General features: G+C 62.8%; 23 protein-coding genes, 2 tRNA genes and 1 pseudogene. 20 read left to right on the forward strand and 6 right to left on the reverse strand.

Translation table 11 applies throughout. The features are described from left to right. Window positions 1-20 precede the first annotated feature (20 nt). Together aroC and NH14_RS24550 are read left to right on the forward strand one after the other, a co-directional pair. Window positions 21-1,121: a chorismate synthase gene (gene aroC, locus NH14_RS24545; protein WP_035533658.1), complete on the forward strand. Its 1,101-nt coding sequence runs from the start codon at window positions 21-23 to the stop codon at window positions 1,119-1,121. Window positions 1,122-1,143: 22 nt separating this feature from the next. After that, entirely contained in the window at window positions 1,144-2,634 is a 1,491-nt protein-coding gene (locus NH14_RS24550; protein WP_244143475.1) for a tetratricopeptide repeat protein, read from the forward strand. A gap of 78 nt (window positions 2,635-2,712) precedes the next feature. Here the strand turns inward: NH14_RS24550 and NH14_RS24555 are convergent. Beyond that, window positions 2,713-4,081: pseudogene (locus NH14_RS24555) on the reverse strand (electron transfer flavoprotein-ubiquinone oxidoreductase). Window positions 4,082-4,257: 176 nt separating this feature from the next. On the opposite strand from NH14_RS24555, the gene NH14_RS24560 reads away from it, so the two are divergent. Beyond that, complete coding sequence (locus tag NH14_RS24560; protein WP_035530920.1) at window positions 4,258-5,037, forward strand: SDR family oxidoreductase; 780 nt, start codon at window positions 4,258-4,260, stop codon at window positions 5,035-5,037. Window positions 5,038-5,067: 30 nt separating this feature from the next. Next, the gene (locus NH14_RS24565) at window positions 5,068-5,508 is read left to right on the forward strand and encodes an acyl-CoA thioesterase (protein ID WP_035530922.1); all 441 of its coding nucleotides are present in this window, start codon (window positions 5,068-5,070) and stop codon (window positions 5,506-5,508) included. Window positions 5,509-5,593: 85 nt separating this feature from the next. Here NH14_RS24565 and NH14_RS24570 read toward each other — a convergent pair whose 3' ends face one another. After that, window positions 5,594-6,160, reverse strand: a complete 567-nt coding sequence (locus NH14_RS24570; protein WP_035530924.1) for a LuxR C-terminal-related transcriptional regulator — start codon at window positions 6,158-6,160, stop codon at window positions 5,594-5,596. A 259-nt stretch (window positions 6,161-6,419) separates the two neighbouring features. Between NH14_RS24570 and NH14_RS24575 the strand changes: the two genes are divergently transcribed. The 16 genes from NH14_RS24575 (at window position 6,420) to NH14_RS24650 (ending at window position 21,383) form a co-directional block, all read left to right on the forward strand. Then, on the forward strand, window positions 6,420-7,136 hold the full coding sequence (locus NH14_RS24575; protein ID WP_035530926.1) for a CoA transferase subunit A: 717 nt from the start codon (window positions 6,420-6,422) through the stop codon (window positions 7,134-7,136). Window positions 7,137-7,151: 15 nt separating this feature from the next. Next, on the forward strand, window positions 7,152-7,793 hold the full coding sequence (locus NH14_RS24580; protein ID WP_035530927.1) for a CoA transferase subunit B: 642 nt from the start codon (window positions 7,152-7,154) through the stop codon (window positions 7,791-7,793). Between the two features lie 312 nt (window positions 7,794-8,105). Then, the gene (locus NH14_RS24585; RefSeq protein ID WP_035530929.1) at window positions 8,106-8,999 is read left to right on the forward strand and encodes an alpha/beta fold hydrolase; all 894 of its coding nucleotides are present in this window, start codon (window positions 8,106-8,108) and stop codon (window positions 8,997-8,999) included. Window positions 9,000-9,059: 60 nt separating this feature from the next. Beyond that, window positions 9,060-9,413 carry a RidA family protein gene (locus tag NH14_RS24590; RefSeq protein WP_035530931.1) on the forward strand — a complete coding sequence of 118 codons (354 nt, stop codon included), beginning with the start codon at window positions 9,060-9,062 and terminating at the stop codon, window positions 9,411-9,413. Between the two features lie 110 nt (window positions 9,414-9,523). Continuing rightward, entirely contained in the window at window positions 9,524-11,776 is a 2,253-nt protein-coding gene (locus NH14_RS24595; RefSeq protein WP_035530933.1) for a RelA/SpoT family protein, read from the forward strand. Between the two features lie 105 nt (window positions 11,777-11,881). After that, a tRNA-Val gene (locus NH14_RS24600) sits at window positions 11,882-11,958 on the forward strand. A gap of 296 nt (window positions 11,959-12,254) precedes the next feature. Beyond that, window positions 12,255-14,162 carry a threonine--tRNA ligase gene (gene thrS / locus NH14_RS24605; RefSeq protein WP_035530934.1) on the forward strand — a complete coding sequence of 636 codons (1,908 nt, stop codon included), beginning with the start codon at window positions 12,255-12,257 and terminating at the stop codon, window positions 14,160-14,162. Window positions 14,163-14,211: 49 nt separating this feature from the next. Then, window positions 14,212-14,733, forward strand: coding sequence for a translation initiation factor IF-3 (infC, locus tag NH14_RS24610; protein ID WP_083245567.1), 522 nt, complete (start codon window positions 14,212-14,214; stop codon window positions 14,731-14,733). Window positions 14,734-15,026: 293 nt separating this feature from the next. Next, a complete protein-coding gene (gene rpmI, locus NH14_RS24615) occupies window positions 15,027-15,224 on the forward strand; it encodes a 50S ribosomal protein L35 (protein ID WP_035530936.1) in 198 nt (65 codons plus the stop codon). Window positions 15,225-15,254: 30 nt separating this feature from the next. Next, the gene (gene rplT, locus NH14_RS24620; protein WP_007585475.1) at window positions 15,255-15,614 is read left to right on the forward strand and encodes a 50S ribosomal protein L20; all 360 of its coding nucleotides are present in this window, start codon (window positions 15,255-15,257) and stop codon (window positions 15,612-15,614) included. A 167-nt stretch (window positions 15,615-15,781) separates the two neighbouring features. Continuing rightward, on the forward strand, window positions 15,782-16,795 hold the full coding sequence (gene pheS, locus NH14_RS24625; protein ID WP_035530940.1) for a phenylalanine--tRNA ligase subunit alpha: 1,014 nt from the start codon (window positions 15,782-15,784) through the stop codon (window positions 16,793-16,795). 130 nt (window positions 16,796-16,925) lie between these two features. Continuing rightward, window positions 16,926-19,379 (forward strand): phenylalanine--tRNA ligase subunit beta, encoded by a 2,454-nt coding sequence (gene pheT, locus NH14_RS24630; protein ID WP_035530942.1) that lies wholly within the window; start codon window positions 16,926-16,928, stop codon window positions 19,377-19,379. Between the two features lie 91 nt (window positions 19,380-19,470). Beyond that, window positions 19,471-19,881, forward strand: a complete 411-nt coding sequence (locus tag NH14_RS24635) for an integration host factor subunit alpha (protein WP_035530944.1) — start codon at window positions 19,471-19,473, stop codon at window positions 19,879-19,881. Between the two features lie 145 nt (window positions 19,882-20,026). Further along, complete coding sequence (locus NH14_RS24640; RefSeq protein ID WP_035531156.1) at window positions 20,027-20,425, forward strand: MerR family transcriptional regulator; 399 nt, start codon at window positions 20,027-20,029, stop codon at window positions 20,423-20,425. Between the two features lie 81 nt (window positions 20,426-20,506). Next, a tRNA-Pro gene (locus tag NH14_RS24645) sits at window positions 20,507-20,583 on the forward strand. A 221-nt stretch (window positions 20,584-20,804) separates the two neighbouring features. Continuing rightward, complete coding sequence (locus NH14_RS24650) at window positions 20,805-21,383, forward strand: hypothetical protein (protein WP_035531158.1); 579 nt, start codon at window positions 20,805-20,807, stop codon at window positions 21,381-21,383. Between the two features lie 41 nt (window positions 21,384-21,424). Here NH14_RS24650 and NH14_RS24655 read toward each other — a convergent pair whose 3' ends face one another. The 4 genes from NH14_RS24655 to NH14_RS24670 form a co-directional block, all read right to left on the reverse strand. Continuing rightward, a complete protein-coding gene (locus NH14_RS24655; protein WP_152617243.1) occupies window positions 21,425-21,841 on the reverse strand; it encodes an NrdR family transcriptional regulator in 417 nt (138 codons plus the stop codon). A 221-nt stretch (window positions 21,842-22,062) separates the two neighbouring features. Continuing rightward, entirely contained in the window at window positions 22,063-22,257 is a 195-nt protein-coding gene (locus NH14_RS24660) for a hypothetical protein (RefSeq protein WP_035530948.1), read from the reverse strand. A 2-nt stretch (window positions 22,258-22,259) separates the two neighbouring features. After that, window positions 22,260-22,646: a hypothetical protein gene (locus tag NH14_RS24665; RefSeq protein ID WP_035530950.1), complete on the reverse strand. Its 387-nt coding sequence runs from the start codon at window positions 22,644-22,646 to the stop codon at window positions 22,260-22,262. After that, complete coding sequence (locus NH14_RS24670) at window positions 22,646-23,650, reverse strand: hypothetical protein (RefSeq protein WP_035530951.1); 1,005 nt, start codon at window positions 23,648-23,650, stop codon at window positions 22,646-22,648. Before NH14_RS24670 ends, NH14_RS24665 begins: the two co-directional genes overlap by 1 nt. Between the last annotated feature and the right edge of the window lie 3 nt (window positions 23,651-23,653).

A 23,653-nucleotide genomic window follows, 5' to 3' on the forward strand; every position in this document is an offset into this window, starting at 1 on the left:
ATTTACTTTGGACCACCGCCATGTCCGGCAACACGCTCGGTACGCTTTTCACCGTAACCACCTTCGGCGAATCCCACGGGCCGGCCATCGGCTGCGTCATCGACGGCTGCCCGCCCGGCATGGCGCTCACCGAAGCCGATATCCAGATCGACCTGGACCGCCGCCGCCCGGGCACGTCGCGTCACGTCACGCAGCGCCAGGAAGCCGACAAGGTCGAGATCCTTTCGGGCGTGTTCGAGGGCGTGACAACCGGCACACCCATCGCGCTCCTGATCCGCAATACCGACCAGCGCAGCAAGGACTACGGCAACATCGTCGAGACCTTCCGCCCGGGCCACGCCGACTACACCTATTGGCAGAAGTACGGTATCCGCGACTATCGCGGCGGCGGCCGTTCGTCGGCGCGCCTGACGGCGCCCACGGTGGCGGCCGGCGCCGTCGCGAAAAAATGGCTGCGCGAGCGCTTCGGTGTCGAGGTGCGCGGCTGCATGAGCGCGCTCGGCGAGATCGACGTGCCGTTCGTCGACTGGAAGCACGTGCCCGAAAACCCGTTCTTCGCCCCGAACGCCGACATCGTGCCGCAACTCGAGTCCTATATGGACGCCTTGCGCAAGGACGGCGACTCGATTGGCGCGCGTATCGACGTGGTGGCGAGCGGCGTGCCGGTGGGCTGGGGCGAGCCGTTGTTCGACCGCCTCGATGCCGACATTGCGCACGCCATGATGGGCATCAATGCGGTGAAGGGCGTCGAGATCGGCGCGGGCTTCGCGAGCGTGGCACAGCGCGGCTCGGAGCATGGCGACGAACTCACGCCCGGCGGTTTTCACGGCAATCACGCGGGCGGCGTGCTCGGCGGCATTTCGACGGGGCAGGACATCACCGTGTCGATCGCCATCAAGCCGACTTCGAGCATCCGCACGCCGCGCCGCTCGATCGACAAGGCCGGCGATCCGGCCACGGTCGAGACCTTTGGCCGCCACGACCCGTGCGTGGGCATCCGCGCGACGCCGATCGCCGAAGCGATGCTCGCGCTCGTGCTGATCGACCATGCGCTGCGCCATCGTGCGCAGAACGGCGACGTTGTCGTGACGACGCCGAAGATCCCGGCCAGCGACGCCTGATCGCCGCGCGCGAGGCAATTCCGTGCTTGCGCTGCCCGCTGGCGTGACGCTGCCAACGCCCGCTTGCGCCGACGACCCGCTCGCGCCGCTGCTGTCGCGAGTTGCGCAGTCCGATGCGCGCGCAACCGATTGGCTCGCGCTCGGCCGCGCCTTGCGCCAGCGTGCCGTCGGTGACTTCGGCCATACACGCGCGGCGCTCTTCGCCCTCACGCGCGCCGCGCAAATCGATCCTGTTGCCGATCCGAAACTCATGCATGAACTCGCGCAGACGGCGTTCGTCGCACGCGAGTGGCCGCTCGCAGAAGCGTCATGCGCGGTGCTGCTCGAGCGCGACCCGAATGACGTCAACGCGCTTGTCTGGCGCTCGGCGGCCGTGCAGGCGCGCAACGACTTCGCGCGCGCCGAGCGGCAGTTGCGCGCGGCTGCGCGCATCGTCCCGAATCATCCTGTTGTCCTGCACAAACTTGCGCTGTGCGTGAAGGAGCAGACGCGCTTTGCCGAAGCCGAGGCGCTGTTGCGCGAGGTGCTCGCGCTCACGCCGCATAGTCCCCACGCGCGCTTCGATCTATCGGAGCTGGAGATCCGTTCGGGTCGCTATGCCGAGGGCTGGGAGCACTACGAGGCGCGCCTCGAACTCGACGGAGATGGCAATGGCGCGCGTAGCGCACTTGCGTCGATCGGTGCGTCCTGGTGCGGGGAATCGCTGGCGGGCCGCACGCTCGTGGTCTACGGCGAGCAGGGCAATGGCGATTGTTTGTGGGCGTTCCGCTTCCTCGCGCCGCTGGCCGAGCGCGCGCGCCGCGAGGGCGGTCGCGTGATCCTCGGCTACGCGGGGCCGATGCGGCATCTGTTCGAGCGCATGTTGCCGCCCGATGTGGCGCTGGAAGCTTCGCTCGTCACGCGGCCTGATTACCACTGCGGCCTGATGAGCCTGCCATTGCGGCTGGGCGTGTTCGCGTCGGCGGGGTGGGGCGAGCCGTATTTGCGCGCCGACCCGGCGCGGGTGCAAACGTGGCGCACGCGCGTCGCGCAGGCGATGCCGGCTGGCGGCCGCTCGGTCGCGCTGGTCTGGAACGGCAATCCATCGCATGTGCGCGACGCGCGCCGTTCGATTCCGGATGCCGAACTCGGTGCGCTGCTTACGGTGCCGGGCCTCACGTTCTTCGTGTTGTCGCCGGGACGCGGTGCGGCTACGCAGGCGTGGCGCGCGCGCGGCGCGAAGCTGGTTGACTTGACCGCGCAGTTCGAGGCCGGTTTCGACGACGTGGCGGCGCTGATCGCGAGCGTCGACCATGTGGTGACGATCGACAGCGGCCCGGCGCATCTGGCCGGCGCGCTCGGGGCGCCGACGAGTTTGCTCATCGACCATGTTTCCGCCTGGTTCTGGGGCAGCGAAACGGCGCGCACGCCATGGTACGACTCGATCGAGCTGTTTCGGCAGCCCGCGGTGGGCGAGTGGGGTGCGGTTCTCGCGCGCGTGAGGGCGCGGTTGGAGGATTTGGCGACGAGTTGATCGTTGGCTGATCTCACGCGCCTGCATGAAACGACAAAGCCGCTCCCGGGAGCGGCTTTGTTTTCTCGTTTTCCGATCTTACATGTTCGGGTAGTTCGGCCCGCCGCCGCCCTCCGGCGTGACCCACACGATGTTCTGCGTCGGGTCCTTGATGTCGCAGGTCTTGCAGTGCACGCAGTTCTGCGCGTTGATCTGCAGGCGGTCGCTGCCGTCGTCGTTTTTCACGAATTCGTAGACCGCAGCCGGGCAGAAGCGCGCCTCAGGGCCCGCATAGGTGCGCAGGTTCACGTTCACCGGCACGCTCGCATCCTTCAACGTCAAATGCGCGGGCTGGTTCTCTTCGTGATTCGTATTGGAAATGAACACCGAAGAAAGGCGGTCGAACGTGAGCTTGCCATCGGGCTTCGGGTACTCGATGGGCTTGCACAGCGACGCCGGCTTGAGCATCTCGTGATCGCGATGCTGGTGATGCAGCGTCCATGGCACATTGCCACCCAGCAGCTTCTGTTCGACACCCACCATCAGCGTGCCCAGGTACAGGCCCTTGCTCATCCACTGCTTGAAGTTGCGCGCCTTGTGCAGCTCCGTGTGCAGCCACGACTGCTTGAACGCTTCCGGATAGGCCGCGAGTTCATCGCTTTGACGGCCGGCCTGCACCGCGTCGAACGCCGCTTCCGCTGCCAGCATGCCGGTCTTGATCGCCGCATGGCTGCCCTTGATGCGCGCCGCGTTCAGGAAACCCGCGTCGTCGCCTACGAGTGCGCCGCCCGGGAACACGAGCTTCGGCAGCGACATCAGACCGCCCGCCGTCATCGCGCGTGCGCCGTACGAAACGCGCTTGCCACCTTCCAGATACTTGCGGATCGCCGGGTGCGTCTTGTAGCGCTGGAATTCCTCGAACGGCGAGAGGTACGGATTCTGGTACGCAAGGCCGACGACGAAACCCACCATCACCTGGTTATTGTCGATGTGGTACAGGAACGAGCCGCCGTAGGTGTCTTTTTCGAGCGGCCAGCCCGCCGTATGGATCACGAGGCCCGGCTTGTGTTTCGCGGGATCGATTTCCCACAGTTCCTTGATGCCGATGCCGTACACCTGCGGATCCGCGTCCTTGCCGAGCTTGAAATGCTCGTTCAACTGGCGGCCCAGATGCCCACGGCAGCCTTCGGCAAACAGCGTGTACTTGGCATGCAGTTCCATGCCGAGCTGGAAGTTCTCGGTAGGCTCGCCATCCTTGCCGACGCCCACCCGCGCCCGAGAGGATATGCGCCCCGATTTCCGAGCCTTTTTCCAGCACGCATACGCCGATCTCAGCGCCTTTTTCCGCTGCCAGCTGTTTCAGGCGGATCGCCGCGGACAGGCCTGCCGGCCCGCCGCCCACGATCACGACGTCGTATTCCATCGACTCGCGTGGGCCGTATTGCTCCAAAAGACTTGCGGGGGTCATCAAAGCTCCTCTTGCCATTAGAATACTTTTTTCGGGTTCGTATTGTCGGGTAACGACCTCCGGGCCGCAAGCTGACGAATCAATTTTAGCACGATCGTTCTATTTTATGCCAGAATGTCCGGCACGCCGCCGGTGGCGCATTCCGGTGCTCTTTCATCCTTGAACAGGAAGCGAAAATGGGCCGCTCGATCAATCTGGAAGGTAAGGTGGCAATGATCACCGGCGCGTCGAGCGGTCTGGGCAAGCGTTTTGCCCAAGTGCTCTCGCAGGCCGGTGCGAAGGTCGTGCTGGCGAGCCGGCGCGTGGAGCGCCTCAAGGAATTGCGCGCCGAAATCGAGGCTGGCGGCGGGGCCGCGCATGTGGTCTCGCTCGACGTGACGGATTACCAGAGCATCCGCTCGGCGGTCGCGCATGCCGAGACCGAGGCGGGGACCATCGACATTCTCGTCAACAACTCGGGAGTCTCGACCACCCAGAAGCTGGCCGAAGTCACGCCCGCAGACTTCGAGTACGTGTTCGACACCAACACCCGCGGCGCCTTCTTCGTCGCCCAGGAAGTGGCCAAACGCATGATCATGCGCGGCAATGGCGGCGCGTCGAAGCCGGCGTACCGCATCATCAACATCGCCTCGGTGGCGGGCTTGAGCGTGCTGCCGCAAATCGGCCTCTACTCGATCAGCAAGGCGGCCGTGGTGCATATGACGAAAGCCATGGCGCTCGAGTGGGGGCGGCATGGCATCAACGTGAATGCAATCTGTCCCGGTTATATCGACACCGAGATCAACCACCATCACTGGGCGACCGAGCAGGGTCAGAAGCTCATCGCGATGCTGCCGCGCCACCGGGTGGGCACGCCCGCCGATCTCGACGGCCTGTTGTTGCTGCTCGCTGCGGATGAATCGGCGTTCATGAACGGATCGATTATTACCGCCGACGATGGCTTTGGCCTGATGTGAATTTCCAGTGCAACGAGTGTAAAGAGTGCAATGAGTGAGTATCACCCCGTTTTTGAAATGACCATGCCGATCCGTTGGGGCGACATGGACGCGTTCGGCCATGTGAACAATACGGTCTATTTCCGCTACATGGAGCAGGTGCGGATTTCCTGGTTCGAGCACATCGGCGCAGGTGGCGAGAGCCGCGAAAGGGGCGACGGGCAGGGACCCGTGATCGTGAACGCGTCGATGGATTTCCTGAAGCAGTTGCACTACCCCGGCGACATCGTCTGCACGATGACGGTGGGCGAGCCGGGCCGCAGTAGTTTCGATACCGGTTTCGAGCTGCGCCGCGTGGATGATCCCGATACCGTCTACGCGCGCGGCAATGCGCGCTGCGTATGGATCGACTACGCGGCGGGCAAGTCCGTGCCGATTCCGGACAGCCTGCGCGCGACGATTGAAAACGCTCCGCTCGTGAAGGCGCGCTGATTGGCTTCTACGGCGTGCGCATGTCCCGCGCGCGCCGCTTCTTCGCTTCGTCTTCGCCCCGTCAATACGCGGCATTCATGCCGCTTCAATTTCCGAGCAGCCGCTGCAGCAGTTCGGTAGCGTTGCCCGTGTCGTACTTGCGCATGAGCCGCGCACGGTAGATGTCCACCGTGCGCGAGCTGATGTCGAGAATTTTCCCGATCTGTTTGCTCGTCTTGCCCGTGACCAGTTGCGCCGCGATTTCGCGCTCGCGCGGCGTGAGTTCGACCGCCACGCGCCGTGTCGCGCTCAGATCCTCGAAGGTCCAGACACCGGCGGCGTGCGGCTCCGCGCGGTCGAGCGAGCGGCCCGTGACGTGGCACCAGAAGAGCTCGCCGTCGAAGCGCTTCATGATGCGGTCGTCGGCGTAGCTGCCCTGGGCCGTCATGATGGGCGGAATGCGCTCGCCGATGCGCTCGAACTCGACCGCCGACGGATACAGCACCAGAAACGACTGGCCGATCAGCGCCTCGCGCGGACAGCGGAAGATGGCGCAAACGGCCTCATTGCAGTCCTCCACGATGCGCTCGCGCGCGAGCACGAGCCCGATTGGCGCGAGATGGAAAGCGGTCTGGTAGTCGAGTGCGGCAGTGGGGTTTGCGGGTGCTGGCATGGCGGACGATGCGGGTATGGCTTTATGTAGTTTTGCGTATTGTGCCGCAATGCCCGCCCAGCGTACGCTTTGCAACCATCGGAGGGACGGTCGGACGCCGGGCCGGGTTCACGGCAGCGCTGCCAGGCCGTGATTAAAATGAGGCATCCGGGCGGCTGCGCCGCTGCCATGCCGAACGAATGCATTCAACAAGAATTCAACGAACAGGTTTAACGAACCAGCGCATCGACGTATTTCCATACGAGGAAGGGACACACTGATGAACAAGGTCTATAAAAGCGCGGCTGCCGCGCTCGAAGGCATCGTCAAGGACGGGCAGACGTTCGCGGTAGGCGGTTTCGGGCTGTGCGGCATTCCCGAGGCACTGATTGGCGCGCTGCGCGATTCGGGCGTGAAGGGCATCACCTGCATCAGCAATAACGCGGGCGTCGACGGCTTCGGCCTCGGCCTGCTGCTGGAAACGCGCCAGATCAAGAAAATGATCTCGTCCTACGTGGGCGAGAACAAGGAATTCGAGCGCCAGTACCTTTCGGGCGAACTCGAGCTCGAATTCACGCCGCAGGGCACGCTGGCCGAAAAGCTGCGCGCCGGCGGCTCGGGCATTCCGGCGTTTTTCACCAACACCGGCTACGGCACGCTCATCGCCGAAGGCAAGGAAACGCGCCAGTTCGGCGACAAGCACTACGTGCTCGAGCATTCGCTCACGGCCGACGTGGCGCTCGTGAAGGCCTGGAAGGCCGACAAGTCGGGCAACCTGATCTATCGGCGCACGGCGCGCAACTTCAACCCGATGTGCGCGATGGCGGGCAAGATCACCGTGGCGGAAGTGGAGGAGATCGTCGAGAACGGCGAACTCGATCCGGACAACATCCATACGCCGGGCATCTTCGTGCAGCGCATCGTGCTCAATGCGCACCCCGAAAAACGCATCGAACAACGCACCGTGCGCGCTGCATCTAACCCTGCGGGCAAGTGAGAAAGGAGACCGACCATGGCATGGAATCGTGATGAAATGGCCGCCCGCGCGGCGAAGGAACTGCAGGACGGCTTTTATGTGAATCTCGGCATCGGTCTGCCGACGCTGGTGGCCAACCACGTGCCGCCGGGCATGGAAGTGTGGCTGCAATCGGAAAACGGCCTGCTCGGCATCGGCCCGTTTCCGACCGAGGAGGAAGTGGATGCCGACATGATCAACGCCGGCAAGCAGACGGTCACGACACTGCCGGGTTCGTCGATCTTCTCGTCGGCGGACTCGTTCGCGATGATTCGCGGCGGCCATATCAACCTCGCGATCCTCGGCGCGATGCAGGTGAGCGAGAAGGGCGACCTGGCCAACTGGATGATCCCCGGCAAGATGATCAAGGGCATGGGCGGCGCGATGGACCTCGTCGCGGGAGTGGGCCGCGTGGTCGTGCTGATGGAGCATGTGGCCAAGGGCGACCAGCACAAGATTCTCGAGGCGTGCACGCTGCCGCTCACGGGCGTGGGCGTGATCGATCTGATCATCACCGACCTTGGCGTGATTGAAGTGACCGATGCGGGCCTGAAGGTGACCGAACTCGCGCCGGGCGTGACGGTGGACGAGATCAAGGCCAAGACCGGCGCGCCGCTCGATGTGAGCGCGGTGAGCTGATTGCGGCAATGCAGTAGTCGACGGCTGCGGCATGATTGAGACGGGCGGGACTTCGGTCCCGCCCGTTTTGCGTTTGCGGGCTGATTGGGGATGGGTCCATTCTTGCGCGACCGCGCGGGTTTGAAACCTCGGCTGAATGGCATACGCCGGATCGCCGGTGTGAGGACGGCGAACCCGCCGCCCCACATGGGACGCCAGCGTGCCCGCCAGGCCTGAAGGTACCGCGAGCGTGGGCGCGCGCGACGGTTGCGCGCGGCAAAGCCGTTTACAATGGCCTCACAGCCTAACGGCGCAACCAGCGAGACTTGAGCGATGACCGAACCGTCTGCCGTGCCGCGTCAGAATTACGTCCAGTGCCTTAGTCCTTCGGGGCTGCACCGCATGGCGTATACGGAATGGGGCGATCCCGCTAATCCGAGAGTATTGGTGTGCGTGCATGGCCTGACGCGTTCGAGCCGCGACTTCGACAGGCTTGCTGCAGCGTTGTGTGAAAAATATCGCGTGGTTTGCCCCGACGTCGTAGGGCGCGGGCTTTCGTCGTGGCTCGTCGACCCGCGCGGCTATGGCGTCGCGCAGTACGTCGCGGACATGGTCACGCTCATCGCGCGCACGGGCGTGGAACAGGTGGACTGGTTCGGCACCTCGATGGGCGGCCTGATCGGCATGGCGCTCGCGGGGCTGCCCGAAGCGCCCATCGGCCGCATGCTGCTCAACGACATCGGACCGCATATCGAGCCGGCGGCGCTCGGGCGCATTGGCGATTACGTCGGCCGCGACGAGCGCTTCGGCTCGCTGCAGGAAGGCATCGACAATGCAGCGCTGCTGGCGGCGTCGTTCGGCCCGCTTACCGCGCAGGAGTGGCGCGAGATCAATACGCCGTTGCTGCACCAGGTGGACGGCGCGTGGCGTTACCGCTATGACCCGCGCATTTCCGAAGGCTTCAAGGGTGTTACGCCCGAGCAGAACGAGCAGGGCGAGCAGTTTTTGTGGCGCTCGCTCGCCGCGTTCAAGGGGCCGGTGCTCGCGGTGCGCGGCGCGCTTTCCGATCTGCTTTCGCGCGAAACCATGGCGAAGATGGTCGAAACCGGTCAGCAGGTGTCGAGTGTCGAGATCGCGGGCGTCGGGCATGCACCGGCGTTTCTGGCGGCCGACCAAATCGAGATTGCGCGGCGTTTCTTCGACGGAGGGTCCGTCGGCGGGTCATAATATCGAGATTTCCCGGCCCACCGGGGGCGTATCGAACACCCAACTTCAACAGGACTCTTCATGGCAGTCATTCGTCACCACGTCGGCCCGCGTCTTTCGGAAACCGCGATTCACAACGGCACGGTTTATCTCGCGGGTCAGATCGCCGAGGACACTAACCAGGACATCGGCGGGCAGATGCGCGAGGTGCTCGGCCACATCGACCGTCTGCTGGGCGAAGCGAACAGCGACAAGTCGCTGCTGCTCTCGGTGCAGATCTATATCGCTGACATGAAGGACTTCCCGGGCATGAATGCCGAGTGGGACAAGTGGGTGGCGCAGGGCGCCACGCCGCCGCGCGCAACCGTCGAGGCGAAGCTCGCCAATCCGGAATGCCTCGTCGAAATCGTCGTGGTGGCTGCGCAGCGCGACTGAGCGTGACCGGGCATGCTTGAGCGTGCTTGACATGCTTGTTGCGCAACTGTTGGCCTGAATCGTTTCATCGTAGTTTGCAGCCCGTCCGGTACGCCGGCGGGCGCCGTCTCATGAGCAGCGACACCGTACCTCCCGTTTCCGCCGAAGCCTCCTCCCGCGCCGCGTTGCCGTCGCTCGACGACACGCTCGCGTTCGTGCGCGAACACGCTGGCGACGCGCGCCTTTCTACGGGCGAGCCGCTTGTCGAGCATGCGCAAGGCACGGCTTCCATCATGAGCCGCCTGAACGTCGACCCTCCCGCGGTGCTGGCGGCGGCGCTCTTCAATATCGCGCCGCATCTCGACGATCCGGAGCGCACGATCGAGGCGCGCTTTGGCGGCGAGGTCGTCAAGCTCGTGTTCGACGTGCGCAAGCTGTTGCGCCTGGGCACCGTGAGCCTGCGCACGGCGGCGCAGAACGCAGCATCCGAAGCCGGCCGTGAAAGCCGCGACGCTCAGGCCGCGCGCCGGGCTCAGGTGGAGTCGTTGCGCAAGATGCTGCTGGCGTTCGCGCAAGACATCCGCGTGGTGCTGATCCGGCTCGCGTCGCGCGTGCAGTCGCTGCGTTACTACGCGGCGGCGAAGGTCACGCCTGCCCCAGAGATTGCGCGCGAAACGCTCGAAATCTACGCGCCGCTCGCGAACCGGCTGGGCATCTGGCAATTGAAGTGGGAGCTTGAAGATCTCGCGTTCCGCTTCGAGGAGCCGGCGACCTACAAGCGCATTGCGAAGCTGCTCGACGAAAAGCGCGTGGAGCGCGAGAGCTATGTGGCCGAGGCTATCGCACGGCTGCAGCACGAGCTTGCCGCCGCGCAAATCGATGCCGAAGTGAGCGGCCGGCCCAAGCATATCTACAGCATCTGGAAGAAGATGCGCGGCAAGGAGATCGACTTCTCCGAGCTCTATGACGTGCGCGCGTTTCGCGTGATCGTGCGCGATATCAAGGATTGCTATACGGTGCTCGGCATCGTGCACAATCTTTGGCAGCCGGTGCCGAAGGAGTTCGACGACTACATCTCGCGGCCCAAGCCCAACGGCTATCGTTCGCTGCATACGGTCGTGATCGGCGACGATGGCCGCGCGTTCGAAGTGCAGATCCGCACCCAGGAGATGCATCAGTTCGCGGAATATGGCGTGGCGGCGCATTGGCGCTACAAGGAGGCCGGCTCGAAGGGCTATGGCGGGCAGTTCAGCGCGGCCAGCGCGTACGACGAGAAGATTGCCTGGCTGCGTCAATTGCTGGCATGGAAGGACGACGTGGCCGACGGCCCTCAGCCGTGGGAGCAACTGCGCCACGCGACGCTCGACGACGATCACATCTACGTACTCACGCCGCAGGCGCGCGTGATTGCCTTGCCGCAGGGCGCGACGCCGCTCGACTTCGCGTACCACCTGCATAGCGAGCTCGGCCATCGCTGCCGCGGCGCGCGCGTGGACGGTGCGATGGTGCCGCTCAACACGCAGTTGCAGAACGGCCAGACCGTCGAGATCGTCGCGGTGAAAGAGGGCGGCCCGTCGCGCGACTGGCTCAACCCGCAGCTCGGCTATCTGCACAGCACGCGCGCCCGGCAGAAGGTGCGCGTGTGGTTCAACGCCATCGAGGCTCAGGAGAACATAGCCAACGGCCGCGCGATGGTGGAAAAGACGCTGCAGCGCGAGGGGCGCACGTCCGTGAATCTCGATCAGCTCGCGGCCAAGCTTGGCTTCAAGTCGCCCGACGAGCTCTTCAGCGTGGTCGGAAAGGAAGAGTTCAGCTTGCGTCACGTCGAGCAGGCGCTGCACGATGCGCCCGCCGCCGAACCCGAGGACGAGACGCCCGAGCAGATCACCAAGCGCGCGAGCGGCGCGAACGTGACGCACGGCGGTTCGTCGGGCGTGCTCGTGGTGGGCGTTGACGCGCTGCTCACGCAGCTTGCGCGCTGCTGCCGGCCGGCGCCGCCCGACGATATCTGCGGCTTCGTCACGCGCGGCAAGGGCATGTCGATTCACCGCAGCGATTGTCCGACCTTCCTGCGCATGGCCGGCCGGGCCCCTGAGCGCGTGCTGCACACCACCTGGTCCGCCGACGTGATGGGCGGGCGTGGCCAATCGGTATATCCGGTCGATATCCTGATCGAGGCTACCGACCGCCAGGGCCTGCTGCGCGATATCTCGGAAGTGTTCGCGCGCGAGAAGATGAACGTGATCGGCGTGAAGACGCAATCGCGACGCAACGCCGCATACATGCAGTTCACGGTCGAGGTGTCGAATTCAGCGCAGATCCAGCGCGCGTGCGTGCTGCTGGGCGAGGTGGGCGGCGTGCTCAGGGCGGCGCGCAAGCACTGAGTGCGGGGGCGGGGCCAGGATCCTGGCAGCTCCTGGTGGCTTTTGTGCTCCGCCGCAAAAAATACTTGCCAAGCCCGCGCAGGCAACATACAATCTTGCTTCTTCAGGCTCGTAGCTCAGCTGGTTAGAGCACCACCTTGACATGGTGGGGGTCGTTGGTTCGAGTCCAATCGAGCCTACCAACGAAATCGAAGTCGCGATACGGGTAGTGCATATCGGGGCTTCGCATGCAGTAAAAGCGCTGAATGAGCGCCTAAGGCGAATACGGTTATGACACCGCGAACGTTTACCGAAACCACTTCGGAGCGACGCTGATAGTCGAGGATCTCTTTCGCCCTGCAATCTGGTTTGAAAAGTGAATGCGGCCCCTCGAAAGCGGGGCCGCATTTTTTTTCGCCGCGAAGTTTTCGCGGGTTGCTTTGCCGGCAATCTTCCACGAACGATACGATGTGCCTCCACGGCACTTCTGGAGAAAAATATGGTTGCGATACGTCTGCCCGATGGTTCGGTTCGACAGTACGATCATCCCGTCACGGTCGCAGAAGTGGCGGCTTCGATTGGCCCCGGCCTCGCCAAGGCGGCGCTCGGCGGCAAGCTCGACGGCGAGCTGGTCGACACGTCGACGCTGATCGATCGCGACGCATCGCTTGCCATCGTCACGGAGAAGGACGCCGACGGCCTCGACATCATCCGTCACTCGACGGCGCACTTGCTCGCCTACGCGGTGAAGGAGCTCTACCCGGAGGCGCAGGTCACGATCGGGCCGGTCATCGACAACGGCTTCTACTACGACTTCGCCTATAGCCGTCCCTTCACGCCTGAAGATCTGGAGAAGATCGAAAAGCGCATGCAGGAGCTCGCGAAGAAGGACGAGCCGGTCACGCGCCGTGTCGTCTCGCGCGGCGAGGCGGTCGATTACTTCAAGAGCATCGGCGAGAAGTACAAGGCTGAGATCATCGAATCGATTCCGGGCTCCGAAGACATCAAGCTCTACGCGCACGGCGGCTTCACGGATTTGTGCCGCGGCCCGCACGTGCCGTCCACGGGCAAGCTCAAGGTCTTCAAGCTCATGAAGGTCGCGGGCGCGTACTGGCGCGGCGATGCGAAGAACGAGCAACTGCAGCGCATCTACGGCACGGCGTGGACGAAGAAGGAAGACCAGGACCAGTACCTGCACATGCTTGAAGAGGCGGAGAAGCGCGACCACCGCAAGCTCGGCAAGCAGCTCGACCTGTTCCACATGCAGGACGAGTCGCCGGGCATGGTGTTCTGGCACCCGAAGGGCTGGACGCTCTGGCAGCAGGTCGAGCAGTACATGCGCGGCCGCCTGCGCGAGGCCGGCTACGACGAGATCAAGACGCCGCAGATCATGGATCGCTCGCTCTGGGAAGCGTCGGGCCATTGGCAGAACTATCGTGAAAACATGTTTACGACGGAGTCGGAGAAGCGCGACTACGCCATCAAGCCGATGAACTGCCCGGGCCATGTCCAGGTGTTCAACCACGGCCTGCGCTCGTACCGCGACCTGCCGCTGCGCTACGCGGAATTCGGCTCGTGCCACCGCAATGAGGCGTCGGGTGCGCTCCACGGTCTGATGCGCGTGCGCGGCTTCGTCCAGGACGACGCGCATATCTTTTGCACGGAAGACCAGATCATCAGCGAGTCGATCGCCTTCAACACGCTGGCGATGAGCGTCTACAAGGATTTCGGGTTCGATCACATCGATATCAAGCTCTCGCTGCGCCCCGATTCGCGCGCGGGGACGGATGAGACGTGGGATCGCGCCGAGCAGGGTCTGCGCGAGGCGCTCACGGCTTGCGGCCTGCAGTGGGAAGAGTTGCCGGGCGAGGGCGCGTTCTACGGCCCGAAGGTTGAGTATCACATCAAGGATGCGCTTGGCCGCTCGTGGCAGTGCGGCACGCTGCAGCTCGACATGGTGCTGCCGGAGCGCCTTGGCGCCGAGTACGTGTCCGAGGACAACAGCCGCCGCCGCCCGATCATGCTGCACCGTGCAATTCTCGGTTCGATGGAGCGTTTCCTCGGGATTTTGATCGAGCACCATGCGGGGGCAATGCCGTCCTGGCTCGCTCCTGTGCAGGCAGTTGTGATGAATATCGCCGAAAGTCAGGCCGAATACGCGGCAAATCTGACCCAATCGTTGCAAAAACAAGGGGTTAGAGTGCAGGCCGATTTGCGCAACGAGAAAATTAGCTATAAAATACGCGAGCACACGCTTGAGAAGGTCCCGTACCTGCTGGTTGTAGGCGACAAAGAGCGTGAAGCACAAACGGTAGCCGTGCGTGCCCGTGGCGGCGTCGATCTGGGTGTCATGCCTGTCGGCGCGTTCGCTGAGCGTCTGGCGCAAGACGTCAAGACGTTCAAGTAAGCCACCTGGCAGCGCGGCTCGTTTTTTTAATTTTTAGAGGAAACGTAACATCGCTACGGATAAGTCGCATCGCATCAACGGTGAAATCACTGCACCCGAGGTGCGTCTCGTCGGAATCGAGAACGAGCCGCTCGGCATCGTAAAGCTGGCCGATGCGTTCCGCATGTCGGAACAGCAAGACGTCGATCTGGTTGAAATTGCCCCGCAGGCGGTGCCTCCCGTGTGCCGCCTGATGGATTACGGCAAGTTCAAGTACCAGGAATCGAAGAAGCAGCACGAGGCCAAGCTCAAGCAGAAGGTTATCCAGGTCAAGGAAGTCAAATTCCGCCCGGGTACCGACGACGGCGATTACAACGTCAAGCTGCGCAATCTCATCCGCTTCCTCGACGACGGCGACAAGACGAAGATTACGTTGCGTTTCCGGGGCCGCGAAATGGCTCACCAGGAAATCGGCATGCGCATGCTCGAACGTCTGCGCACCGACCTCGAAGAAGTCGGTCAGGTCGAGCAGATGCCGAAGATGGAAGGGCGCCAGATGATCATGGTGCTCTCGCCCAAGAAGAAGAAGTAATTGGCGCGCCGCGCGTTGGTGTATGCGCGGCGGTCACGACAGTTTTTGTCAGACGTTTTCCACGCGGTTAGCGCGGAAAACAGCAAGCAGGTTCCGGAACGGCGCCCGCACGCCGCACGTCAATGTGCGGCAAACGGGCGTTTTTCCTGAAAGCGGCGGCAAGCTTGTCTTTTTTGAGCCAGCCAGCTGCCAAAACAAGTGGAGTGGGTTTCGAAGGGCGGTTTGAGGGCGAAGCGCGCGAGCGTGGGAGCCAGCCGCACACCCATGTCCATCAAATAAATGGAGTTTTTGTCATGCCCAAGATGAAGACCAAGAAGAGCGCTGCAAAGCGCTTCGTGGTTCGTCCGGGTGGTACCGTCAAGCGCGGTCAAGCCTTCAAGCGTCACATCCTGACCAAGAAGACCACCAAGAATAAGCGTCACCTGCGTGGTGCAACGGCCGTTCACGAGTCTGATGTGAAGTCCGTTCGCGCAATGATGCCGTTCGCGTAATCCTCAACCGACAACTCATAGGAGCTACTCATGCCTCGAGTCAAACGTGGGGTTACCGCACGGGCCCGTCACAAGAAGATCATCAAGCTGGCCAAGGGTTACCGCGGCCGTCGCAATAACGTCTATCGCATCGCCAAGCAGGCGGTCATGCGCGCTGGCCAGTACGCCTACCGCGATCGCCGCAACAAGAAGCGTGTGTTCCGCGCACTGTGGATCACGCGTATCAACGCGGCGGTGCGTCAGCACGACATGACCTACAGCGTGTTCATCAACGGCCTGAAGAAGGCTTCGATCGAACTCGACCGCAAGGTTCTGGCTGACATGGCTGTGTTCGACAAGGCTGCATTTGCTGCGATCGTCAAGCAGGTGAAGGCCGCCGTCGCTGCTTAAGTTAGATACCTAAGCAAGGTATTGCGCAGGTTCGTTGCAGCAGACACTCCGGTTGTCTCGGTGATGCTGCAACAAAAACGGGGCTCCTCACCGAGCCCCGTTTTTGTTGGCGAAGCGCTTCCTGCGCCGCTCAAGTCTCAAACACTGACGCTGAAAAGATGGGATCAATGGATCTGGACCAGATTGTCGCCGACGCGCAACGCGCCTTTGCCTCCGCCTCCGACGTCAACACGCTTGAAAATGAAAAAGCGCGTTTTCTCGGTAAATCGGGCGCGCTGACCGAACTGCTCAAGGGCCTCGGCAAGCTCGACCCGGAAACGCGCAAGACCGAAGGTGCGCGCATCAACGCCGTCAAGCAGCAGGTCGAGGCCGCGCTCAACGCGCGCCGCCAGGCGCTTGCCGACGCGCTGCTGAACCAGCGTCTCGCCGCCGAGGCGATCGACGTCACGCTGCCGGGCCGTGGCGCGGGCCCGGGTAGCCTGCATCCGGTGATGCAGACATGGGAGCGCGTCGAGCAGATCTTCGGCTCGATCGGCTTCGACGTGGCCGACGGCCCCGAGATCGAAACCGACTGGTACAACTTCACCTCGCTCAACAGTCCGGAAAACCATCCGGCGCGTTCGATGCAGGACACGTTCTACGTGGACGGCAAGGATGCCGAAGGCCGCCCGCTGCTGTTGCGCACGCACACGAGCCCGATGCAGGTGCGCTACGCGCGCACGCACACACCGCCGATCAAGGTGATCGTGCCGGGACGCACCTATCGCGTGGACAGTGACGCCACCCATTCGCCGATGTTCAACCAGGTCGAAGGCCTGTGGATCGAAGAGAACATCAGCTTCGCGGACCTCAAGGGCGTCTATACGGACTTCCTTAAGAAGTTCTTCGAGCGCGACGACATTCAGGTGCGTTTCCGCCCGTCGTACTTCCCGTTCACGGAGCCGTCCGCCGAAATCGACATGATGTTCGAGCAGGGCAAGAACGCCGGCAAGTGGCTCGAAATCTCGGGCTCGGGCCAGGTGCATCCGACCGTGATCCGCAACATGGGCCTCGACCCGGAGCGCTATATCGGCTTTGCGTTCGGCAGCGGCCTCGAACGCCTCACGATGCTGCGTTACGGCGTGCAGGATCTGCGTCTGTTCTTCGAAGGCGACCTGCGCTTCTTGCGCCAGTTCGCTTAAGCCCGAAGGCCAACGTACGGCACGCACGGCATCCGCAGTTCGCGAAGCGCACGCAGCACCCCAAGCCTTTAGGGCAGTGCGCGAGAAAACGCTACGCGACGGTCTCAATCTGTCTGGAACGTAAAACGAAATGCTATTCCCCGAATCCTGGCTGAGAAGCTTTGTCGATCCGAAGCTCACGACCGATGAACTGGCCCATGCGCTGACCATGGCCGGCCTCGAGGTCGAAGGCCTGCGCCCGGCCGCGCCGCCTACTGCGAAAATCGTCGTGGGCCGCGTGCTCGAAGTCGTCAAGCACCCGGACGCGGACAAGCTCAATGTTACGCAGGTCGACGCCGGCACGGGCGCGACGCTGCAGATCGTCTGCGGCGCACCCAATGTGGCGCCCGGCATCAAGGTGCCGGTGGCGCTCGTGGGCGCCGAACTGCCGCCCGCGGAAGAGGGCGGCAAGCCCTTCGCGATCAAGCTCTCGAAGCTGCGCGGGGTGGAAAGCCAGGGCATGCTGTGCTCGGCGCGCGAACTGAAGCTTTCGGAAGACCATAGCGGCCTCATGATCCTGCCGGAAGACACGCCGGTCGGTCAGGACATCCGCGAGACGCTCAATCTCGACGACACCATCTTCGAAATCAAGCTCACGCCGAACAAGGCCGATTGCCTTTCGGTGTACGGCATCGCGCGCGAAACGGCCGCGATCACCGGCGCACCGCTGCAAGCGCCCGTGTTCCCGAAGGTCGACGTCAAGCTCAACGAAACGTTGCCCGTGAAGATCTCGGCGCCGGACCTGTGCGGCCGCTTCTCGGGCCGCGTGATTCGCGGCGTGAACGCGCACGCGAAGACGCCCGCGTGGATGGTCGAGCGCCTCGAGCGCTCGGGCCAGCGCAGCATCTCCGCGCTCGTCGATATTTCGAACTACGTGATGCTCGAACTGGGCCGCCCGTCGCACGTGTTCGATCTCGACAAGATTCACGGCTCGCTGGACGTGCGCTGGGGCAAGAAGGGCGAACAGCTCAAGCTGCTCAACGGCAATACCGTCGAAGTCGATGAAACCGTGGGCGTGATCGCCGACGAGCGCGAGATCGAAAGCCTCGCGGGCATCATGGGCGGCGACAGCACGGCCGTCTCGCTCGACACGAAGAACATCTATCTCGAAGCCGCATTCTGGTGGCCGGACAGCATTCGTGGCCGCTCGCGCCGCTACAACTTCTCGACCGATGCGGGCCACCGCTTCGAGCGCGGGGTGGATTGGTCCACGACTGTCGAGCACATCGAGCGCATCACGCAATTGATCCTCGACATTTGCGGCGGCGAAGCCGGCCCGGTCGACGACCAGACCGTGAACGTGCCCAAGCGTGCGCCGGTGAAGATGCGCGTCGCGCGTGCGAACCGCATCATCGGCGTGAAGATCGATGGCGACGCGATCGCACAGATCTTCACGCGCCTCGGTCTCACGTTCGAACGTAGCGTGGAGAACGGCGACGACACGTTCAGCGTGATGCCGCCGCCGTATCGCTTCGACATCGAAATCGAGGAAGACCTGATCGAAGAAGTCGCGCGAATTTACGGCTTCGAGAAGATTCCTGCGAACCCGCCCGTCGCGCGCAGCGAGATGCGTGCAACGAATGAAACGCGCCGCTCGGTTCACGCAATTCGCCACGCGCTCGCCGCGCGCGATTACGCCGAAACGATCAACTTCAGCTTCGTCGATGCAGAGTGGGAGCAGGATTTCGCGGGCAACGCGAATCCCGTGAAGCTGCTGAACCCGATCGCGAGCCAGCTCTCGGTCATGCGCACGACGCTGTTCGGCAGCCTCATCAACGTGCTGCGCCACAACCTCAATCGCCGCGCGGACCGTGTGCGCGTGTTCGAGGCAGGCCGAGTGTTCCTGCACGATCCGTCGATCAAGGCCGGCAAGATGACGGTGGAAGGTTTCGCGCAGCCGAAGATGATCGGTGCGCTCGCCTATGGTCCCGCGCTCGAAGAGCAGTGGGGCGCGCCCACGCGCGGCGTCGATTACTTCGATGTGAAGGGCGATCTCGAAGCGCTGTTCGCGCCGCTGGGTGCGGCAAAAGCGCCGCGTTTCGTGAAGGCGGAGCACCCGGCGCTGCATCCGGGTCGTAGCGCGCGCATCGAAGTCGATGGCCGCGCCGTGGGCTGGATTGGCGAACTGCATCCGCGCTGGATGCAGAAGTATGACCTGCCTCATGCGCCGATGTTGTTCGAAGTCGAAGCTGACGCGCTGATGGCGCGCGAACTGCCCGCACCGTCGGAAGTCTCGAAATTTCCGCCGGTTCGACGCGACATCGCGCTTGTCGTCGATCAAAATATCGAGGTGCAGGCGCTGCTCGACGAGCTTCAGAAGGGCCTGCAAGACGAGCCCTGCAAGATTGTCCAGAGGGTTGCGTTGTTCGATGAATTTCGTGCAAAATCAAATACTTCCGGACTTGGCGCGGACGAGAAAAGCCTTGCCTTCCGGGTGACCCTGCAAGATACTGGCGGAACCCTTCAGGACGAAACGGTCGATGCGGCCATCAAGTCCCTGGTGGATCGCCTGGCTCGAGTGTTTGGCGCCCGGTTGCGCGGATAAGCTCTACGGCTCATCTCCTGCCGACATTGGCTTCCGGTTTGCGGGGTTGCAAGTTTCCCTGGCAACCGGAAGCGCGCCATTTCATAGATAGATGAACGAAATGAACTCGAGTGATTTCGAAGCCCTTCTTGCGGCACAGCGTAGCGCCATGATTCGCGACATTCCTGCCTCGTCGGCAAGCGCCACGAACGACACGCCCACGCTGACCAAAGCTGAGCTCGCCGAGCTGCTGTTCGACAACGTCGGGCTCAACAAGCGCGAGGCCAAGGACATGGTCGAAGCGTTCTTCGAAGTGATTCGCGACGCGCTCGAAGGCGGCGACAGTGTGAAGCTCTCGGGCTTCGGCAATTTCCAGTTGCGCGACAAGCCGCAACGGCCGGGCCGCAATCCCAAGACCGGGGAGGCGATTCCCATTGCTGCGCGACGCGTGGTGACGTTCCATGCGAGCCAGAAGCTCAAGGCACTGGTCGAGAGCGGCGCAGAGGCAAGCTTTTCGCGCTGATCCACCGATCAAGACATCATGCGCGGGGAGGACCCGCGCACGCTCGCACGGGCCGCACGTAGCAGATCGTGCAGCGGGCGTGACTGGAAACCACTGACCGGCGGCGACGCCACATTTGCGCAACCACCACGACGGCAACCCGGCGATGACATCGACAATCGAGAAGGTCGTCTTGCCCCCCATCCCCGCCAAGCGCTACTTCACGATCGGCGAAGTGAGCGAGTTGTGCGGTGTGAAGCCCCATGTGCTGCGGTATTGGGAGCAGGAGTTCACGCAGTTGCGACCGGTCAAGCGGCGCGGCAACCGCCGCTACTATCAGCACCATGAAGTGCTGCTGATCCGGCGTATTCGCGAACTGCTTTACGAGCAGGGTTTCACGATCAATGGGGCGCGCAACCGGCTCGATTCGTCGGGCGCGGTGGTGGAAGAGGCGGCGCCGGGCGAGGTGGGTGAGGAGAGCGTTGCGCAAGGCAATATGGCGCTGGTCGACGTCGATCAACTGCGCAAGGAATTGCTGCATGTGATCGATCTGCTCGGCCAATGAAGACCCCTTGGCAATCTTTGTAGCGAATTGCGATTTAGGTGGTTCTAATTAGAGAAGCGCTCTGTTATACTTTCTAGCTCTCGGGGCGTAGCGCAGCCTGGTAGCGTACCTGCATGGGGTGCAGGTGGTCGGAGGTTCAAATCCTCTCGCCCCGACCAAGGAAATCAACGGGTTACAGATGCAAGTCTGTAACCCGTTTTCCATTTCTGGCTTCTGTGCCCGAAACATGCCCGAAAAAACTTTGGGCATGTGGATCTGCTGCACGACGGCAACGACTACAGCCTGACTCCATAGCGGCGCGTGTAGATCTTCTTCTTGTCCCGACCATGCTCCGGTCCGCGTTATCATTGGCCACAATCAATACCGCATGCGGGGAATCATGGCTGCTGGTTCTGAAATGCTTTCGGATCGCGTAATAGGCGCAGTCATTACGGCTATCGTTGGCCTCATATTCTGGTGGATACAACGACGATTGGAGCCAGCCGCCAAAGTAGGGTATTGGGTCCCGCACAACTTCTTATTCAACGTTCCGATAGCCAACCAGCCTAATCCGCTGGTTCTGCAAACAGCAACTTTGACTGTGCAGAACTTGGGAAGGAAGGCAGCGGAGGGCGTTGAGATTGTCCATATGATGAAGCCCGACCACTTCCAGCTTCATCCGAAGCGGGGCTATGAGGAGCGATCTGCACCAGATGGAGCGCATATCATCTATCTGGAATCGCTCGGCCCGAAAGAAGTGCTGCAGATTCAGCTTTTGGCGTACAACACACAGCCGAATTTGGTGGGGGTCCGCTCGAAGGATGGATCAGCGAAAGCCATCCGCTTCCAGATAAGCCGCGTGTTCCCGCGCCCGATATTGTTGATGCTTCAGTTTTGTATGTTTGTTGGTGCGTTCGGAATTCTGTACTGGCTTGTTCGGGCGGCGCTCTATGTTTCGCGTGCGAATGGCATGTTGTAGCGTTCTCGGCGTCGTGGTGGCCTCGACGCCGGTTTTCACCTTCACCGCATCCGCCCCATCGCAGCCAACGGCAGTTTAGGCATCCAATCAGCCGGCACGTCTGCCGGGGCGTCCAATTCGCCGTGAAAGTCCGGCACCAGCGATTCGCGCGTGAAGAACGCCGCCGGTCTTGTGGATTCCTCGGTTTGCCGTTTCCTCGCTTTCACGCGTGGCGCCTGCCTGTCCAGGCCGCCCAATTTGGCGCGCAATGCCGCGTTCTCGCGCTCCAGTTCAGCAAGACGGGCAGAGTCGGGGGCGCCGGACATGGGCACGCCGCGCGATCTGATACCGACTTTCGAGACAGCGTGTTCCTCGGTGTAGAACCGGTGGCGACACGCGGCAGCTAGGCATTCACGCCGCCGGGTAATGCCGCGCGTATCTTTTACCTTGGTGTCGCTGTTGCACTTCGGGCATTGCATAGAGTCTCCCTGTGTGGATGCCCCGATACTTCCGGCGTCGGGGCCAGCGCGAAACACCCTCGCCCATACAGGCAGAGGAAGGCAGCCGAGTCGATGTGATTTCCCCGTCACATCACCCCTCGGCAAACAGGGCAACCCGGGTCTACGGAAAGCGCCCGATTCGGCGCGATTTACCCGTCGCGCCTCCCCTCGATGCACAGGGTCCCTCGGGAGGTAAGGTGTTACGCGCCGCTTGCAGCTTCCAGGCCACGACGTAGCAAGCTGGTTGTGGCCTGGCTCAGAGACAGGCGAAAGCCGGTCTGTTCCTGAATGCGCGCGCGGTGCCGCTCAATCTGGGCAAGCAGGGCTGCGTCGGTGTAGATGGTGAAGCGGCGCCCTTCAGCGGCGATTGCGGTTTCCAGCGTGTTCGGCTGCATGGTCAGAAATCTCGCGTATTGATCGAGTGGGAATAGTCCCAATCCATAGCCCACGAACGGCGCGGCGGCCCCGGCGGCTTCGTACGTGCGATAGCAGCCAACGCAATGCCCTTAATGTCGCGCTCTACGCGAGCGACCTGCGCCGCGTCCAGCTCAGGCCACGCTCGCTGGATGCGCTCCGATAGGTCAGGCGTTTGCTCGAAGATGAAATGTCCGAGTGAAGGCATGGACACCAATGTCCGGCTGCCCTTGTCCGTCGCCTCGCGGCACATGCACCTCGCGCCTTCCAGCGCGGCCCGCACGGGCGTCGGCAGCGTGACGACGCCCTTTGCCTTGCGGCTGACCTTCTTGGCCAGCACGCGATTAAGGTAGCTTTGCGGGCCTTCCATCACGCAGCCGTCCAGAAACGCGACAGGTCAGGCGTCAGCGGCTGGAGTGCCGCCACTGCCGTTACAGCCATCGTGCCGCTCAGTGGGTTCACACTCACGCGCTCGGCGTACACGTCCACAGTGGAACGGATCATGATGGCCGAGCGGCTGAAAGCGCCCACGATGGTGGGTGCAATGGCGGGCGTCAGTTCGCCACGCACACCAGATGCACGCAGCACGCCATCTTGCCCAACTGCAGCGCCTGCGGCGTTCGTGCCGATCAGGGCGCGCAGTTCATCGAAGCGGACATTGTGGGCGGCGGCATCACCCAGGCTGAAGGCTTGCAGCGGAAGATTCGGCTGCGCCACGTCGTTCACTGCTGGCTGCGGTGTGCCGGCGGCGATTGCGCCGAGCAACAGCGCGTCCGCGGTGTCAGCCAGGCCTTGCGTGAATGAATGCATGATCTGGTCGGTAAAGTCCGGGTAGGACTTCATGTATGCGCGCGTGAACTCGTACCGAACCATGTACGTCAGCGTGCCCGTTTTCGGCCCTTGCCCCAGACCATCGTCAACGAAAATCTTCGCGCGGCTGATTGGCAGCGATGACACGCCGACTTCGAGGCCGTTTGCAACGGTAGTGAATGGCGCTGATTCGACCGTCACGAAATAGGTGGGCTTTTCCACCAGGAGCGGTTCGCCATCGGTCCCGGTCGCATTAAGCTCGGTCGGGTCTTCGTAAATAATCACTTCCGCACCGGCTTGTGCGACCAGTGAGCGCTTGATGATGTCGGCGGCGAGCGTGATCGTTTGACCAGCAGGATGACCAACAGGCGGACGCTTCAAATGCATGCCGCTCTTGGTCTGCAGGTCCGGCAGCATGTCGCCATTCAGGTCGAGCAGGCTTCGAACAATGGGCCTGACGGGTGTAATCCGGCGAACGTCGCCGTTGCCGTCATACCGCACGTCGGCGCCAGGCTCTGTCAAGGCGCGTTCGATAAGGGCGTTCAGTGGGTTGGGCTTGGCCATGAT

The organism is Paraburkholderia sacchari (genome assembly GCF_000785435.2).
Taxonomy (GTDB): Bacteria; Pseudomonadota; Gammaproteobacteria; order Burkholderiales; family Burkholderiaceae; genus Paraburkholderia; species Paraburkholderia sacchari.

Coding starts and splice junctions, on each gene's coding strand:
- NH14_RS24590 (WP_035530931.1), top strand. CDS start 9,060: ATGGCAGTCATTCGTCACCACGTCGGCCCGCGTCTTTCGGAAACCGCG.
- NH14_RS24660 (WP_035530948.1), bottom strand. CDS start 22,257: ATGCAGCCGAACACGCTGGAAACCGCAATCGCCGCTGAAGGGCGCCGC.
- NH14_RS24665 (WP_035530950.1), bottom strand. CDS start 22,646: ATGGAAGGCCCGCAAAGCTACCTTAATCGCGTGCTGGCCAAGAAGGTC.
- pheS (WP_035530940.1), top strand. CDS start 15,782: ATGGATCTGGACCAGATTGTCGCCGACGCGCAACGCGCCTTTGCCTCC.
- thrS (WP_035530934.1), top strand. CDS start 12,255: ATGGTTGCGATACGTCTGCCCGATGGTTCGGTTCGACAGTACGATCAT.
- NH14_RS24635 (WP_035530944.1), top strand. CDS start 19,471: ATGAACGAAATGAACTCGAGTGATTTCGAAGCCCTTCTTGCGGCACAG.
- NH14_RS24650 (WP_035531158.1), top strand. CDS start 20,805: ATGGCTGCTGGTTCTGAAATGCTTTCGGATCGCGTAATAGGCGCAGTC.
- rplT (WP_007585475.1), top strand. CDS start 15,255: ATGCCTCGAGTCAAACGTGGGGTTACCGCACGGGCCCGTCACAAGAAG.
- pheT (WP_035530942.1), top strand. CDS start 16,926: ATGCTATTCCCCGAATCCTGGCTGAGAAGCTTTGTCGATCCGAAGCTC.
- aroC (WP_035533658.1), top strand. CDS start 21: ATGTCCGGCAACACGCTCGGTACGCTTTTCACCGTAACCACCTTCGGC.
- NH14_RS24670 (WP_035530951.1), bottom strand. CDS start 23,650: ATGGCCAAGCCCAACCCACTGAACGCCCTTATCGAACGCGCCTTGACA.
- NH14_RS24580 (WP_035530927.1), top strand. CDS start 7,152: ATGGCATGGAATCGTGATGAAATGGCCGCCCGCGCGGCGAAGGAACTG.
- NH14_RS24570 (WP_035530924.1), bottom strand. CDS start 6,160: ATGCCAGCACCCGCAAACCCCACTGCCGCACTCGACTACCAGACCGCT.
- NH14_RS24640 (WP_035531156.1), top strand. CDS start 20,027: ATGACATCGACAATCGAGAAGGTCGTCTTGCCCCCCATCCCCGCCAAG.
- NH14_RS24585 (WP_035530929.1), top strand. CDS start 8,106: ATGACCGAACCGTCTGCCGTGCCGCGTCAGAATTACGTCCAGTGCCTT.
- NH14_RS24575 (WP_035530926.1), top strand. CDS start 6,420: ATGAACAAGGTCTATAAAAGCGCGGCTGCCGCGCTCGAAGGCATCGTC.
- NH14_RS24655 (WP_152617243.1), bottom strand. CDS start 21,841: ATGCAATGCCCGAAGTGCAACAGCGACACCAAGGTAAAAGATACGCGC.
- NH14_RS24560 (WP_035530920.1), top strand. CDS start 4,258: ATGGGCCGCTCGATCAATCTGGAAGGTAAGGTGGCAATGATCACCGGC.
- rpmI (WP_035530936.1), top strand. CDS start 15,027: ATGCCCAAGATGAAGACCAAGAAGAGCGCTGCAAAGCGCTTCGTGGTT.
- NH14_RS24565 (WP_035530922.1), top strand. CDS start 5,068: ATGAGTGAGTATCACCCCGTTTTTGAAATGACCATGCCGATCCGTTGG.
- NH14_RS24595 (WP_035530933.1), top strand. CDS start 9,524: ATGAGCAGCGACACCGTACCTCCCGTTTCCGCCGAAGCCTCCTCCCGC.